Origin of the sequence: Paraburkholderia sp. WS6, from assembly GCF_030464835.1 — a bacterium.
Taxonomy (GTDB): Bacteria; Pseudomonadota; Gammaproteobacteria; order Burkholderiales; family Burkholderiaceae; genus Paraburkholderia; species Paraburkholderia madseniana.
On record NZ_JALQCK010000004.1, the window covers coordinates 1 to 14,703 of the forward strand.

Sequence of the window (14,703 nt, forward strand, 5' to 3'; positions counted from 1 at the left end):
AGCTCCCGGGCGTAATTCGGGCGCCCCGTTCGGGTACCCGGCTTCTTCTCTTCAGACTGTGACAAAGTGGTGCCCATCAAATCGGAATGATGGACATTACTTTGGTGTCTATCTCAGTCACCGCCTATAACGGCCGGCGCGAGCCGCTTACAGCGCAGTCAAAGCCGGTGCTATCACAGTGGGGTACGCCCTATCACCGAAGTTAAAGTATGTAGTTAGGCATCGAACCTGCAACAGTGTTCTGGAGCATGAGTTATGCAAAAGTTGAATATCTCGGTACTTGGCACCGGTGACATGGGAAGTGCCATCGCGACCGCCATGAGCAAGAGGACCGGTCATTCGGTTCGCGTTCGAGGCTCGAAAGCAGGCAGCGCTTCTGCGATCAAGCTGAGCGGGGAGCTCGGTGTTTCGGAGGCGACGGAACAAGATATCCTCGACAGCGATGTTGTGTTTGTAGTCGTGCCGGCTGCAGCGATTCCTCAGGCGGCTACCACGCTATCCGGATACAGGGGCATTGTGATTTCTGTATCTGTCTCAGGTGATGTTGGGCGCGACGGTCTGCCAAGTTCATCTGAGAATATCGCTAAGGCGCTGCCCGGAGCCCGGGTTGTCAATGCTTTCACGTCCGTCTGGTCCAATGTCGTTCGGGAGCCTGGCAAACTCGAAAAGACTAGCGTATTCGTGTGCTCAGACGATGAAGAAGCGAAGGCAACAATAGTTGAGCTCGTCAAAGAGGCTGGGTTTGATCCGATTAACGGTGGCAAGCTCGCCATGGCACTGTACGCTGAGGCCATGGGAATGTTCACTGTTCGACTCGCGACCGATTCTGGTTACGGCCGGACCATCACCTTCCGCGCCTTCCAGGCAGTCTGATAACACGCCACGTGTCGTCGTGACAAAGCTCCTGCTGTGTAGTTTCACAGCAGAAGCGCCGGCAGAACTCTTTTCTGGCCAGCACGCAACCCATCGAATTTCGGCCACGTTAACTTGTTGTGATCGATCGCCACAGTCGCACACACGAAATGGCGTGGCGACAACATACCGTCCACATAGCTGCGCTGTTTCCGCCGTCCTTGTACCGATCTGACAAATATAGGCGACAGTTGATTTCGCTCAATTGAGAACAGCTTCGCTGCGCATAGCCCCAAAAAACCTTCACCTTATCCCTAACTCACGAGTCTTCGCAGCACCAGAATCATTAATGCAGCGCCCAAGGCTTGCGGCATCCCGACCTAGAGATTACTTTGGCGCCAAGCTCGCTCAAGGTGTAACGACCACCTTGCCGATCTGCTCGCGGGCTTCGATGAACCGATGAGCGTCGGCGATTTCGTCGAGTGGGAAGGTTCGCGCGATGACGGGACGCAGCGATCCATCCGCAATGCGGTCGCCGACAAAGCGCTTCTTCAGTGCGAACTGCGCGTCGTCGCGCATTCGAGCAGTCAGCGCGGCGCCACGAACTGTCAGGTGGCGGGCGAAGATGTCGAACGGATCAATCACGGTTGCATCGGTCGCGAGCGCGCCGTACAACGCCGGCGGGCCGCCATTCGCGGTCGCTTTCGCGAGTTGCGCGAAGCCTTGGCCTCCGACCGGATCGAACACGAGTTCGGCGCCGCGGCCACCGGTAAGACGCCTGACTTCCGCCGCCACATCTTGCGACTCCGACACCAGGGAGGCACCAAACCTACGCAACACCTCCGTCTTAGCGGCGCGTGAGCGCGATTGGCCGCGCACCCAGAAGGTTGGCAATCTGGATTGCCGCGAGGCCGACACTGCTAGACGCGGCGGGAATCAACACTACCTGCCCTTCCTGCAGACGTCCGCCCGCGACCAGACCAGACCACTCCACGCCGTGCCAAAAGCGGACCAGATGGCGGCCGCCTCGACAAAATCCAACCGGTCAGGAATCTTGACCAGCGAGCGCGCGGGTGCGATTGACATCTCACGCTGGGTTCACCGACGCGCTATCAAAGGAACAGTGCGATTGTTTAGCGCAGCGTACTTCAGAATTCAAAGTTGACTGCTGTCTTTCCGAGGACTTGGAGGTAACCTTAGTGCCACTGTAGGCAGGCGCCTCCCTCGTGGGTCAGGCCGTCGCGATGCGCACGAATCCCGGTTTCGCCGAACATGCTTGAGTCAACCAGTTCAACCACCTGATGGCCACCGGTTGAGCGTTGTTTGAGCAGCGGGCAGGCCCGGCGCAAAGCCATGTCGTCGCTTGGCCAGTTCAGGTACTTTCTCCGTCAGGCGCAACCGGCAGCGCGAAACAATCCTCGGGTTCGCTCTACTAGGTTCGCCCGGCAAGGCGAACTGATCGGGCCGGTCGAGCCGCGGCGAGCATGACCAACGGATTCGTCGCTGGAAACTGTAACCCGAAGCAGCTAGTTGCATCTTCTGCGATCGCTGCGCTAGACGCAATTTCTACCGCGGGTTTGCCCGCGCGATCATGTTTCGAAAAAGGAACAGGAAAATGTCCGACCTTCTTGAGCTAGCAATTCAGTCGCACGGTGGCATGGAGCGCTGGAACGCGTTCCAGCGTTTGACGGTCGACGTGTCAGTGGGTGGTGTCCTATGGGCGCTCAAGGGGCAACCGAATCTGTTTGATGACAACCGCTATGAGGCGCAAACGCACGTACAAGAGGCGACAATCTATCGTGTCGGTGCGCCAGACCGCCTTGTTCACTTCACGCCACAGCGGCTTTCTCTGGAAACGGAGTCAGGCGAACTCATTCAGGCACGCGACGATCCGCGCGCTGCCTTTCAGGGTCACGCAAACGAGACGCCCTGGGATGTCCTTCATGCTGCCTATTTCGACAGCTATGCGCTTTGGACCTATCTTAATCAGCCGTTTCTGTATACCTGGCCGGGTTTTGTGACAGAAGAACTGGAACCGTGGCATGAAAACGGTGAAACCTGGCGCAGACTCAAAGTGACGTTCCCTGACTCGGTGACAAGCCACACCCGCGAGCAGGTCACCTACTTTGGCCCTGACGGACTGATGCGTCGGCATGACTATGCGGTGGACGTGCTCGGTGGGACGTTTGGCGCACAATACATTGGTGACTATGTCGAAGCGAACGGCATCATGGTGCCAACGCGACGCCGCATTTTCCCGCTGGCAGAAGGGAATCAGGCACTGCCCGAGCCCCTACTGGTCTCCGTTGATATAACGGCTCCGCGGTTTGCCTGACTGTGCCGTGCTAACGCACGGCCACCGGCCGATCAGCGCTGCGTCTCGCAGCGTTGCTGTAGTCCTGCGCGCAAGATAACTGAATGAATATTTCGAACGTAGTTCACCCCAGTGTCTCCGCCCATGTCTTTGCCTCTGCCCGAACTGACGAGAAGTTGCGAGGAAACAGCGTGATCCTCTTCAGCGATTTGTTACTGTTCAATTTCTGGCTATGGACAGACCCAACCCTTATGTACAACGGCTAGGTATGTCGTCATCTTTCAAATCAAGGAGCGGCAGGCTTGATGAGCGTTACTGGGAAGCGCCACGGGTCGTCTGGCGCTGGACCCGGGAAGCGACCGGTCGATTTGTGCCGGCTTTCTCGATTTCTACGGTTGGCCGGGTTAGCAGCGGAAAAATGACGGCAAAGAAATCATCCAGAGGCTCCCGGTTAACAGCAATTTTCATGCGAACGACAGCGCCCTCCCAGCTGTTAATCATGAAACGTGCGGTCGTATCAACATCCAGTCCGGGCACGATGCTGCCATCGCTCTGTCCCGCTCGAATCGTAGCGGCGACGGTGTTTGCCCAGCGTGTCAAAGACTCGGCTAGAGCCTGACGCACCAGCGGCATGTTGTCGGAGCATTCTGCGGCCAAGTTCCCGATTAGACATCCTTTGGCGTAGCCAAAGCCGGCATAACGCGACGCCAGAAATTCGAAATGACTGCGCAGACGCCCAACCGGTGCAACGGAGATATCGGAAAGCAACTCTCGCCGGGAACCTGCGGTATAGATATCGAGCACTTCGACCGCCAGCAATTCCTTGGCCTTGAAATAGTTATAGAACGAACCCTTCGGCACGCCCGCCCTATCAACTATGTCCTGAACGCTGCATGCGCTAAAGCCCAGTTCGTGGAAGCATTCCAAGGCCGCGCTAACAATTTTCTCGCGCACTTTAGACACCATACATAACCTCTCCATGTTCAGAGCATACAACTGTTGCGACCACTCTCTCCAGCGTCGCATCGACAGACCGCATACGAACAACGCAGTCCCGCGGTGTGCGGCTTGCCAGTCGGGCGGAATATCACCTGGATTGTGGTGGCGCCTTAAACGTTAGCGGTCGCGACGCCTGCTCGGCCCGCAGCGCTCATCATAGGCACCTCCATCCGCTCCACTCGCGAGCGTGGTTGCGGAAGCTTGACCGTTACGCCTTCAGATGAGGCAATTGCACTCTCGATGCGGTCACTCGATGAATTTCAACAATATCGCTACCTCCATGACAGCGACCAAGGGCGGCACCTACATCCATGCAGAACGCAAACGTATTCATTTAGCCCCTGGTCCTGCTCCACTAATGCCGCCTCGAAGGGTCGCTTCAGTCCTGACTCACAAGGCGGCCGCTGTCCGGCTGACTTCGACAACCGGCGAGCAGTCTGACGCAGCCACCAAACCCCGACCTCAACGAGAGGAGTTGACTTTTAAGACGACCGGTCATATTATAAACCATCCAATGAGACATTTCAGGTGGAAATCTTTGCAGCACCATCGAAGCATCATTAAAGGGAGCATCGCCTATAGCTTGCGCAGCGTTACTGTCGGCGCATAGGTCGCGAATGTAGATGGTCGATACGTGAGTTGACGGGGGCAAAGGCCGATTGATGACGTGCCCCTCTCTTTGACTGTTCTCGCCAAACTATCGATGAGAGTGATACACCAACGTGTGGCGTGCAATGGACATGCATCGATTAGACGCTATTGTCTCGCTCGAAGTCGTTCGTAGAAAGCCGTCACCACAACGGCCCGCCTTTCGCGCTGTGCGGCAAGCGTTGAAGCAAATCGAACCGAGCTGCCGATTGTCCGCCTGCACGTCGTCCGACCCCACGGGCGCCCCGCCGGTTTCCTCCTCAACGGACCTCCACGCGACTGAGCGCAAGTTGAATCCAAGTGTTTCGACCAGACTATACGCTCTGCGAAATCGCACGAAAGTCGCGAATGCCGACAAAGATTGGCATAAGTGCCATTCCAAGCAGAGGCGGCTCGTGAAGCAGCAACCTGGAGATGTCCAGATTGCGTCGACCACGAGCGTCGTCGCGGCAACAAGAGTAAGAGAAGGAGAAGGAGACGGCCATGGACGTAAGGGTAATTCACTATTTCATCAGCGTTTTTGAAGAACGCAGTTTCACCAAGGCAGCCGAGCGGATGCATGTCGTGCAGTCAGCATTGAGCATGCAAATTCGAAATCTGGAAGAAGAGCTAAAAACCCCCCTCTTTCAGCGCGCACAACGTGGATTGGAACCCACAGTTGCTGGGCGCAGATTCTATGAACTTTGCGTTCCGATTGCGCGTAGTATCGCCGCTGCCAAGCAGGAGCTGGTCGAATTGGCACAGGGAACGTCAGTTGTCGGGTCAATGCGAATCGGGTTGACTTCATCAATGTGTCAAAACGTTCTGGGAAATGTGCTTGGCGACTTTCATGCGCTGTATCCGCAGGTCGAGATCATCGTGACTGAAGCGTACGCGCGTGACATCACGGACCTGGTACAGGCCGGAGAACTCGATGTTGGCCTAGGCGCCCTACCTTTGGACAGCAACAGTCTATCGTGTCGGCTCGGTTTCACGGACGAATACGTTCTGGTCTCCGGACACCCCATAAACGGCCCGTCGCTCACACCCTGCGACCTCTCTCTGATGAAAGACCTTACGCTCGTTATCCCATCCGACCGCCACCTATTGGGCACGACGATGCGCGGCCATATTGCCAGTGGGCGCATTTCGCCAAAGAGTGTAGTCACAATTAACGGTATGGTGGCCACTCTCGAGAGCGTCCGCCGTTCGGACTGGGGTGCTATGTGCCTGATGAATTCCGTCGTGGACAAGCTAGAAAATGCAGACACATACATCTATCCCATCACAAATCCACATACCGTTTTCGATCTATACCTGCTGCACGATCTTCGGAAGCCACTAACACCCGCAGCTCGCATTTTTATTGAAATGTTTGGAAACCGGCTCAAAGAAGTCAGGACACTCTGGAGTGGTGCTTCTTCACCGTTGAGTGTCAGGCGCCCCCTGTCCGAGCATAGGACCCACTAACCCAATCGTCGCCCGCAGCGTGCACCGGAGCGAAACAAAAACGCAATTGGCTCACAAACTGGGACTATTCAATGTGTCGAAACTGCTGCTCTGGGGCCGGCAGTATTACTGCCACGTCGTTTGCGAGTAAACACGGCAATTTTCAAACAGCTCGCTCAGGGCGCGTTCGCTTCGGGTCCCGTGTCGACGTCCGACCACATGCCCTCCCGCCTCAGTAATGCGCTAGACATTTGAAGGATGTGTTTGGCGGCGGGTAACTCACTCAGGACCAAGGTTCCCTGGCAAGTCACCCAACGACAATTCGTCATCCAAAATCAGCTTTATTGCGATTGCGAATCAAGGCCATCAGGTTCTGGTCACGCCAGACAACGCGCTCGTCCCATTGTTCGATCGGCAATACGGCGCGCCGGGCGGCGGCAACCTTCTCGACCAGAGCCGGGGTCCACGGGTCATGCTGCCCCCGCTCAGCCCCCATCCGCTCATATGCCGGGCCCATCTTTAGAGCGTGCGATGCTATGCCGCCCCGAGTATTCAGGTCAACCGTCTCGAACGGTCCGATAACCGACCAACGTAAGCCGAGGCCGTCCCGCACTACCGTATCAATCTCGTCAACAGTCGCTACGCCGTCCCTCACCAAACAATACGCTTCACGCAACAACGCACCCTGCAAACGATTAAAGACGAAGCCTTCCAGTTCCTTTTTGACCACAATCGGCTTGAGTCCGCAGTCCTGATACAGCGACAACGCGCGCTCGACCACGTCCAATGATGTAAATGGCGCCGGTACAAGCTCGATCACGGGAATCAGGTACGGAGGATTACCCGGATGGGCAACGAGGCACCGGTGCTGTCCGCTCAAGTTCCCAACAAACGAAGACGTGGTCAATGCAGATGACGCGCTAGCAAGAATCGCGTCGACCGGTGCGATCGCGTCGAGCTCCGCGAATAACACCTCTTTCAGCTCGACGCGCTCCGGGGCGCATTCCTGAATCAGGTTAGCACCCGCGGCTGCCTGTTCAAGCGTTGCAACGATCTCGATGCGGCCCATCAGCGCGTCTACCGGCTCGCTCAACAATCCAAAATTGTCGAGCTCCCGCAGGCGTCCTATGATTTCCTCAGGTACGCGTTCGCGCCGTTCCGTGTCCGGGTCATACATCCGGACGATCCACTTTGCTCTCGCAAAAACGATCGCGAACGCTACGCCAATGCTACCCGCTCCGATAACGGCCGCTTGAGTTGCCAATTTATTACTCATATCAGACTCCTGCCACACCGACCGTCATTCCACCGCAGACGTACAGCACCTGACCGGTCACAAACCCACTGCGCTGGTCCAATAGATATGCGGCTGCATGTGCCACGTCGTAGGGCGTTCCCATTCGCTTGACAGGCACGTTGTCAATGATCGCCTGGGTGCGTGGACTCTCCGGAGGATTTGCCCGGTCGAACAGGTCTGTGCGAATCGGACCCGGACCAATTGCGTTGGCGGTGATGCCATGCCGTCCCAATTCAAGCGCCCACACCCTGGTCATGCCGATCAATGCGGCCTTGGTTGCGGCATAGGCCGAACGCAGTTCTTTTCCGAGCGCCGCGCGCGAAGACATATTGACAATCCGTCCGAAACCGGCCGCCATCATCCCCGGAAGGACTGCTTGCATACACTGCATCGCGCAGCGCACATTCAGCGACCAGGCAAGTTCGAGTTCTGCAAACGTCTGCTCATTCGCACTCGCGGGACATACCACACCGACGTTGTTGATGAGTCGAGTAATCGGCCCATTCCTCAACGCCTCGTCAAGCGCATGTGCGGTTGCCACCGGGTCCGTCAGATCCGCGATAAGACCATCGCCGATCCGGTCGATTATCACAACCTCATAGCCATCGTCTCTACATCGTTCGGCGCACGCTGCGCCGATTCCGGCAGCGCCTCCCGTGATCAATACTCTTTCTTTAGTCATACTCTGCTCGGCTGATATCAGAAACGCTAGACAGTGGCAATCGGCGTGACCGGCGACCCCATGGCGCCCGGTAGGCGCAGCGGCGGCGCAGTCAGCATGAAATGAGAACGCTTGTTAGCGCGTAGCCATTCAGCCAATTCCTGCAAATACCAGAGCTCGCCCAAAGGCAAGCCCAGTTTGAAGAGGCAATGATGATGCAACGGCAACAACGGGTGGTTACCGCTTACCGGCCGGACCGGATAGCGCTCGACCGCGTAGTTGTCAGCGGCAAGCGCGGCGATCCCGGAATCAGTGATCCATTGCAAGAGACGCTCATCTCGTCCATCCAGCGCGCTGCAATGCGTGTCGAGAACGGCCACATCAGGGCTACGGTTCATTTCGAGCACCATCTCCGCGAAGCCGGTGCGCAGCAGTAACATGTCGCCTCGATCGATCTGAACCCCGTCGGCCTCGATTACAGACATGAGATCGTCGTATCCAACTGTCCGATACTCGCGGCCGTAATGAGAGACGAGATCAAGCAATACACCCCGCCCTTGCATTCCTTTTACCGCCAGATTCTCGATTCCGAGTGCGTCGGCATGGCTGTGTTCGCTGGCGCAGGCGTGCGCATTGAATGCGTCGTCAGCGCGATACTCCACCGGCCCGACGATATCAACGTTCGCTTTGTAGCCGTTGTAATAAACGCTTTCGGCAACACCATCGCCATCGGCGTCGAAGAGCGCGCCGACGTGCGCGAGCGAATCCCATTGCGTCGAATACTGCAGACTCAACAGAACCTGGTCGTCGCTGATCACGTCGGTTGCCTGCTCATCGATACGCGCAAAAGGAAAGTTCACGTACGCCAGATCGTCCTTCATGGTCGGCCGCAAAACTGGAGGTCGACGGCGAACATTTAGCTTGCTCTCCCCGGGGTAGTCGAGCGGCAACGAGAGACAGAAACTAAGCCCCGCACGTATCTCGGCAGCGCCTTTCAATACTTGATCCGCACTGATCAAGTTGGGGCGTCCAAGTTGATCATCCGGTCCAAAATCGCCCCAGTTCGCCCCATCCGGCCTGTTCTTCCAACGCATGTGTATGTCTCCATGAACTGTCACAGCGGTACTGACATGATCGGCATTCACACGCCGCGCGTGCTCGCGATCAAGCATCAGACCCCCTGCCGAATACGGCACGGCGCACCTGGGGTCGGAGCCGAGGCCGATGTCGTTTTAGCCTGCCAAAAACATACTACTTGGTATGTTTTAGATTTGCAAGAAGACGTTTCGGTCAGAGTTGAGCCTACACACGCAGGCAACACCGGCTACAGGTCGCGCGGTGACGCATCATCAAGACTGATGCGGTGCATCAGCCTAAATCGCTTGTTGAAAGTCTCCGGAACATTCATCTTGCGGTAAGGCTCACGCCTAAACAGCCACTCACGGTCCGCCGCGCATCAGGCCAAGCGATTCAAATAACCAAAGAGACACTCATGTTACAGATCTGGAAACTCTGTGGCGCAATTGCCACCGCAGCCACGATGACAATCGGTGGAGCATCGGTCGCGATTGGTCAAGAAAAACCGATCAAGATCGCGCTGATCGCGAGCAAGACGGGGCCGTTGGAGTCCTATGCCAGAGACACCGAACGAGGGCTACGTCTCGGTTTCGAATACGCGACTCAAGGGACCATGACGGTTCTGGGCCGAAAGATTGAAATCATCGTCAAAGATGATCAGATGAAACCCGAGTTGTCGAAGTCGCTTCTAACCGAAGCCTATGCCGACGACAAAGCCGACATTGGCGTGGGCACTTCGTGGTCAGGTGGCGGGCTCTCCATGGCACCGGTCGCGGCTGAGTACAAGAAGATTCTGATACTCGAGCCTTCGATCGCGGATTCGCTGACAGGTAAGGACTGGAATCGCTACCTGTTTCGCGCGAGCCGAAATTCAACTCAGGATGCACTCGCCAGTGCAGCCGGACTCAAGGAAGGCGACAATATCGCTTTCCTCGCGACGGATGACGTCTACGGCCACGACGGTGTGAACGCATTCAAGGCCGCACTCGCAGCAAGCAAAAGCAGAGCGAAGATCGTCCAGGACGAATTCGTGCCGCTTTCGACTTCCGATTTCACTGCGCCCATGCAACGCATATTTGACGCGATGAAGCCGCTTAACGGCCGCAAATACATCGTCGTGATATGGCGCTCCCCCAACCCGATACGCAAGCTCTCCGACCTGAATCCAGGGCGCTACGGAATTGAATTCCTATCCATTGGCGGGGCAAACCTGGATAACCTGCAGACATGGAGAGGACTTCAAGTCAGCGGCGGAATCTTCTACTACTATGCTTTCCCGAAGAACGCGATGAATGACTGGCTTGTTGCCACGCACACGAAGCGTTATGGCATGCCGCCAGATATGATGGCTGCGGGAGGGTTCATGACTGCCTCGGCCATTGTGACAGGATTGAAGAAGGCCATGTCTGCCGATTCCGAAAAGCTCATTCCGGCGATGGAAGGAATGGAATTCGACTCGCCAAAAGGGAAAGCTACCTTCCGCCGGCAGGACCACCAAGCAATGCAGTCCGAGTATCAGTTCCGCACGAAGGAAGCTTCCACCGGTAAATGGGATTTGTTGGAACTTACGCGCGAAATTCCCGCTTCGGAAATTGTTGTTCCGATCACTACGAGGCAGTGATCTCATGACTTCCAGCAGCCCACATGACGCAGTGCCAAAGCAAAGCGACGTCCCAGCGCTGTCCACGACGTCGCTGACCATCCGCTTCGGAGGTCACGTCGCCGTAAACAGCGTTACGACTCAGTTTTCACCCGGCACGCTCACGGCGATCGTCGGACCGAATGGTGCGGGAAAGACCACGTTCTTCAACCTCCTCTCTGGACAGCTGAAATCCACTTCCGGACAGATTCATTTCAAGGGCGAAGACATTACGCGGCTCAACGTAGCGAAACGTACACGCATGGGCATCGGCCGCGCCTTTCAGTTGACCAACCTGTTTCCGCAGCTCTCGGTCATCGAGAACGTCCGACTGGCCGTGCAAAGCCGGCACAGGGCGGGCTTCAACATGACATCGATGTGGAAAAACCGTGCTGACCTGATCGAACAGGCGAACCACTACGTCGCACAGGTAGGGCTAGCGCCACGAAGCAACGAACTCGCCGCCCAATTGTCCCACGGCGGGAAACGAAGACTTGAGGTCGCCATCCTTATGGCGTTGGAACCCGAGATTTTCATGTTCGATGAACCGACTGCTGGAATGAGTGCAGACGAAGTCCCATTGATTCTCGATCAGATCAAGCGACTCAAGCAACAAGGCGACAAGACAATCCTGCTTGTGGAGCACAAACTGAACATCGTCCACTCCCTGGCTGACCGCATTATCGTCCTTCACAACGGCGAACTACTTGCAGATGGACCGCCGGCCGTTGTCATGAGGTCGCAAATCGTCCAGGAGGCATACCTCGGAGCCAAACGCCCTGTGGCAAAGCGCGGCACGCAGGAGGGACAGTCATATGCATGAGTTCGTCGTAGCCGCCGACAACCCATTACTGGAGCTGCGTGGCGTCCATACGCACATCGGCGAGTATCACATCCTTCAGGGTGTCGATATGTGCGTCCCGAGGTCCGGACTCACAGTGCTATTAGGACGCAACGGCGCGGGCAAGAGCACTACACTCCGAACCATCATGAATCTGTGGGCCGCGAGCGCCGGAACCATACATTTCGACGGTGAAAACATCGAAGCCGTGCAGACACCAGATATAGCTCGCCGCGGCATCGCGTTCGTGCCTGAAGATATGGGTATTTTTTCGGATCTTTCCGTTCAGGATAACCTTCGCCTTGCTTCAATTTCGGGCCGGCTAAATCACGCGCGTCTGGACTGGATTTTTCAGCTGTTCCCTGCCCTGAAGCGATTCTGGCTACGCCCAGGAGGAACGCTCTCCGGTGGCCAAAAGCAGATGGTTGCAATCGCACGCGCGATTATTGAGCCGCGCAAACTGCTGCTCATAGACGAACCGACCAAGGGTCTTGCGCCGTCCATTGTTGACAACCTGGCGGAAGCGCTCATTGAATTGAAGACGCACGACACCACCATCCTGCTTGTCGAACAAAACTTCAATTTCGTCCGCTCCATTGGTGACCATGTTGCGGTCATGGACGACGGCCGGATCATACACTCGGGCAGCATGGCGACGTTATCCACTGACGAGACACTGCAAGAGACGCTACTTAGCCTTCAGGCCTGACGTTGCCCTCACGCATCCCCTCTTGCGACCCAATCATTCCGGAGTACCGATGGCCGTCCCTGATACTTCATATGACACCTCCCCCGCACCATTGACATCCTCAAATCGTGCTGCGGATTCCACGCTGATGCTTCCAGGCCGCACTCGCGACTGGGCTCCTCAATTTTTGATCCTTGCGTTGATCGCCGTCGCGTTTCTGGTCGTCCGGAGTGTTCCCACCTGGATTACGCTGACCGTCGCCGCGCTCGCGATGGGCATGATGCTGTTCGTCATGGCAAGTGGTCTGACGCTGGTTTTCGGCTTGATGGATGTAATGAATTTCGGCCACGCAGGTTTCGTTGCGGTGGGTGCATATAGCGCCACTCTCCTCGTCGGCCCTGTGAATAATTTGCTGACGCGTTCGTCCACCTTATCCGACTTCGAAAAAATTGCCATCATCCTGCTTTCTTCAATGACGATTACCGCGCTGGTCGGATGGATTTTCGAACGCCTTTTCATCAAGCCGGTCTACGGAAACTATCTTAAGCAGATTCTGATTACCATCGGCGCGCTCATCATTGTCGAACAGGCGCTCTTGGTAATCTTTGGTTCGAATCAGATGCTGCTTCCAAGGCCGGAGACACTTCGCGGCTCGCTCGCCATCGGGAACGTTTCTATCGAGCGATACCGGCTCGTTGCTGTCGGTCTCGGCGCTGTCGTTTTCGCGCTCTTAACGCTCCTGCTCAACTTCACTCGTATCGGACTTTTGATCCGTGCCGGCGTTGAGAACTACGAAATGGTCGAGGCACTCGGCTACCGCACCCGTCGAATTTTTGTCGCAGTCTTCGTTGCAGGATCGGCACTCGCTGGACTCGGCGGAGCGATGTGGGGGTTCTACAATGAGCAGTTCACTTTCGCAATTGGATCGGATGTATTGGTACCAATGCTGATCATTGTCATCATCGGTGGTCCGGGGTCCATCACGGGTTGTTTTATTGGTGCCATATTGGTAGCACTGGTCAGCAACTACGTCAACTTTCTGCTGCCGGATCTGGCGCTGATTTCGAATATCGCCGTCATGATGCTAGTACTGCTCTGGCGTCCGCGAGGCCTACTGCCTCTCAGTAAACACTAGTCACGGGTGATGCAGAATGTTTAACCAGGTCCTATCCGGCGATTTTCCGCGCAGTCGACTTCTCAGCGTCCTGCTGGTTGTGATTTTTCTCTATCTGGGGACTGCGCCTTTTCTCTTTTCCGGCGTCCGCCCAATCAACGTCGCCGCGACGACGTGCGTTTTCATTGTCCTCGTTGCGTCCTTCGATTTACTTCTCGGATATTGTGGCGTGGTGTCATTTGCTCACGCCATGTTCTATGGCATCGGCGCCTACGGGACGGCGATAGCGATATCCAGGATGGGGCCGACCTGGAGCGCGATCGCACTAGGAACATTGGGTTCGGTTGCAGTATCTGTCGTTGTGGCGCTTCTTATCGCACTCATTTCGTTACGGGTGAAAGCGATTTTTTATAGCATGATGACTCTGGCAATATCAGCTGCTTTCGGGGCCTTGGTGACTCGTATGAGCGATATAACAGGAGGGGACGACGGACTCAACTTCCGTCTGCCGGAGTCATTGACCCCAAGCTTTCGATTTTTCGACCACGATATCCTCGCAACAACCATAAACGGAAAAGTGGCGGTTTACTACATCATTTTCTTCAGCACAGTGATCCTCGTCTTTGCGATGCTACGCATCGTGAATTCGCGCTTCGGTCGTGTCATGGAGGCAATCCGTGAAAATGAATTTCGAGCTGAAGCAATCGGATATCACGCTCTGACTTACCGTGTCACGGTGAACTGTGTGGCCGCTGCGATCGCGACATGCGGCGGAGTTCTGATGGCTTTGTGGCTTCAATACGTTGGTCCACAGTCCATTGTCGGCTTCGACGTCGTTCTGAATATATTGCTGATGGCCGTCATTGGCGGACTCGGTACGATCTACGGCCCGATCGTGGGTGTAGCATTGTTTGTCATAGCCGAAAACTACTTGCAGAGTCTGATGACCAGCCTGGCACCATCCCTTGCCTCACATGTTCTGATGGCCAGGCTATTTGATCCAGACCGCTGGCTCTTGTGGTTCGGCATCGCATTTGTCCTCTCCGTCTATTTCTTCCCAAGTGGAATTGTCGGCAAGCTACGCGCGTCGAAGCGTGGCTTACTTTAAGAAATGTGGCAAAACCGGTAGAACGTTTTAGTTTCAA

At 56.0% G+C, this 14,703-nt stretch carries 13 protein-coding genes; 8 read left to right on the forward strand and 5 right to left on the reverse strand.

The features are described 5' to 3' along the window. Positions 1-255: 255 nt before the first annotated feature. Positions 256-873, forward strand: a complete 618-nt coding sequence (locus M0D64_RS06220) for an NADPH-dependent F420 reductase (protein WP_266257012.1) — start codon at positions 256-258, stop codon at positions 871-873. Between the two features lie 387 nt (positions 874-1,260). On the opposite strand, the gene M0D64_RS06225 is transcribed toward M0D64_RS06220, so the two are convergent. Continuing rightward, positions 1,261-1,770, reverse strand: a complete 510-nt coding sequence (locus M0D64_RS06225) for a zinc-binding dehydrogenase (RefSeq protein WP_308101850.1) — start codon at positions 1,768-1,770, stop codon at positions 1,261-1,263. A gap of 697 nt (positions 1,771-2,467) precedes the next feature. Here M0D64_RS06225 and M0D64_RS06230 point away from each other — a divergent pair. Beyond that, positions 2,468-3,187 (forward strand): hypothetical protein, encoded by a 720-nt coding sequence (locus M0D64_RS06230; RefSeq protein ID WP_266240067.1) that lies wholly within the window; start codon positions 2,468-2,470, stop codon positions 3,185-3,187. Positions 3,188-3,478: 291 nt separating this feature from the next. Here M0D64_RS06230 and M0D64_RS06235 read toward each other — a convergent pair whose 3' ends face one another. Next, positions 3,479-4,132, reverse strand: a complete 654-nt coding sequence (locus M0D64_RS06235) for a TetR/AcrR family transcriptional regulator (RefSeq protein WP_266257013.1) — start codon at positions 4,130-4,132, stop codon at positions 3,479-3,481. Positions 4,133-5,296: 1,164 nt separating this feature from the next. Between M0D64_RS06235 and M0D64_RS06240 the strand changes: the two genes are divergently transcribed. Next, a complete protein-coding gene (locus tag M0D64_RS06240) occupies positions 5,297-6,262 on the forward strand; it encodes a LysR family transcriptional regulator (protein ID WP_266240071.1) in 966 nt (321 codons plus the stop codon). Positions 6,263-6,566: 304 nt separating this feature from the next. Here M0D64_RS06240 and M0D64_RS06245 read toward each other — a convergent pair whose 3' ends face one another. Genes M0D64_RS06245 through M0D64_RS06255 form a run of 3 tightly spaced genes read right to left on the reverse strand, consistent with a single transcriptional unit; the run spans position 6,567 to position 9,293 of the window. Continuing rightward, positions 6,567-7,517, reverse strand: a complete 951-nt coding sequence (locus M0D64_RS06245; RefSeq protein WP_266257014.1) for a 3-hydroxyacyl-CoA dehydrogenase — start codon at positions 7,515-7,517, stop codon at positions 6,567-6,569. A 1-nt stretch (position 7,518) separates the two neighbouring features. Then, positions 7,519-8,220 carry an SDR family oxidoreductase gene (locus M0D64_RS06250; protein WP_266257016.1) on the reverse strand — a complete coding sequence of 234 codons (702 nt, stop codon included), beginning with the start codon at positions 8,218-8,220 and terminating at the stop codon, positions 7,519-7,521. Positions 8,221-8,246: 26 nt separating this feature from the next. Next, the gene (locus tag M0D64_RS06255) at positions 8,247-9,293 is read right to left on the reverse strand and encodes a cyclase family protein (RefSeq protein WP_266257017.1); all 1,047 of its coding nucleotides are present in this window, start codon (positions 9,291-9,293) and stop codon (positions 8,247-8,249) included. A 398-nt stretch (positions 9,294-9,691) separates the two neighbouring features. Here M0D64_RS06255 and M0D64_RS06260 point away from each other — a divergent pair, with 398 nt between their 5' ends. The 5 genes from M0D64_RS06260 to M0D64_RS06280 are packed head-to-tail and all read left to right on the forward strand — an operon-like array spanning position 9,692 to position 14,666. Beyond that, positions 9,692-10,897, forward strand: coding sequence for a substrate-binding domain-containing protein (locus M0D64_RS06260; RefSeq protein WP_266257018.1), 1,206 nt, complete (start codon positions 9,692-9,694; stop codon positions 10,895-10,897). 4 nt (positions 10,898-10,901) lie between these two features. Continuing rightward, a complete protein-coding gene (locus M0D64_RS06265; RefSeq protein WP_266257019.1) occupies positions 10,902-11,738 on the forward strand; it encodes an ABC transporter ATP-binding protein in 837 nt (278 codons plus the stop codon). Next, the gene (locus tag M0D64_RS06270) at positions 11,731-12,465 is read left to right on the forward strand and encodes an ABC transporter ATP-binding protein (RefSeq protein ID WP_266257020.1); all 735 of its coding nucleotides are present in this window, start codon (positions 11,731-11,733) and stop codon (positions 12,463-12,465) included. Before M0D64_RS06265 ends, M0D64_RS06270 begins: the two co-directional genes overlap by 8 nt. A gap of 49 nt (positions 12,466-12,514) precedes the next feature. Beyond that, on the forward strand, positions 12,515-13,579 hold the full coding sequence (locus M0D64_RS06275) for a branched-chain amino acid ABC transporter permease (RefSeq protein ID WP_266257021.1): 1,065 nt from the start codon (positions 12,515-12,517) through the stop codon (positions 13,577-13,579). 16 nt (positions 13,580-13,595) lie between these two features. Beyond that, positions 13,596-14,666, forward strand: coding sequence for a branched-chain amino acid ABC transporter permease (locus M0D64_RS06280; protein WP_266257022.1), 1,071 nt, complete (start codon positions 13,596-13,598; stop codon positions 14,664-14,666). The last annotated feature ends 37 nt before the right edge of the window (positions 14,667-14,703 follow it).

Bases quoted from the DNA above. Each gene is read 5' to 3' on its own strand.
- M0D64_RS06220 (WP_266257012.1), top strand. From the start codon at position 256: ATGCAAAAGTTGAATATCTCGGTACTTGGCACCGGTGACATGGGAAGT.
- M0D64_RS06230 (WP_266240067.1), top strand. From the start codon at position 2,468: ATGTCCGACCTTCTTGAGCTAGCAATTCAGTCGCACGGTGGCATGGAG.
- M0D64_RS06235 (WP_266257013.1), bottom strand. From the start codon at position 4,132: ATGGTGTCTAAAGTGCGCGAGAAAATTGTTAGCGCGGCCTTGGAATGC.
- M0D64_RS06240 (WP_266240071.1), top strand. From the start codon at position 5,297: ATGGACGTAAGGGTAATTCACTATTTCATCAGCGTTTTTGAAGAACGC.
- M0D64_RS06245 (WP_266257014.1), bottom strand. From the start codon at position 7,517: ATGAGTAATAAATTGGCAACTCAAGCGGCCGTTATCGGAGCGGGTAGC.
- M0D64_RS06250 (WP_266257016.1), bottom strand. From the start codon at position 8,220: ATGACTAAAGAAAGAGTATTGATCACGGGAGGCGCTGCCGGAATCGGC.
- M0D64_RS06255 (WP_266257017.1), bottom strand. From the start codon at position 9,293: ATGCGTTGGAAGAACAGGCCGGATGGGGCGAACTGGGGCGATTTTGGA.
- M0D64_RS06260 (WP_266257018.1), top strand. From the start codon at position 9,692: ATGTTACAGATCTGGAAACTCTGTGGCGCAATTGCCACCGCAGCCACG.
- M0D64_RS06265 (WP_266257019.1), top strand. From the start codon at position 10,902: ATGACTTCCAGCAGCCCACATGACGCAGTGCCAAAGCAAAGCGACGTC.
- M0D64_RS06270 (WP_266257020.1), top strand. From the start codon at position 11,731: ATGCATGAGTTCGTCGTAGCCGCCGACAACCCATTACTGGAGCTGCGT.
- M0D64_RS06275 (WP_266257021.1), top strand. From the start codon at position 12,515: ATGGCCGTCCCTGATACTTCATATGACACCTCCCCCGCACCATTGACA.
- M0D64_RS06280 (WP_266257022.1), top strand. From the start codon at position 13,596: ATGTTTAACCAGGTCCTATCCGGCGATTTTCCGCGCAGTCGACTTCTC.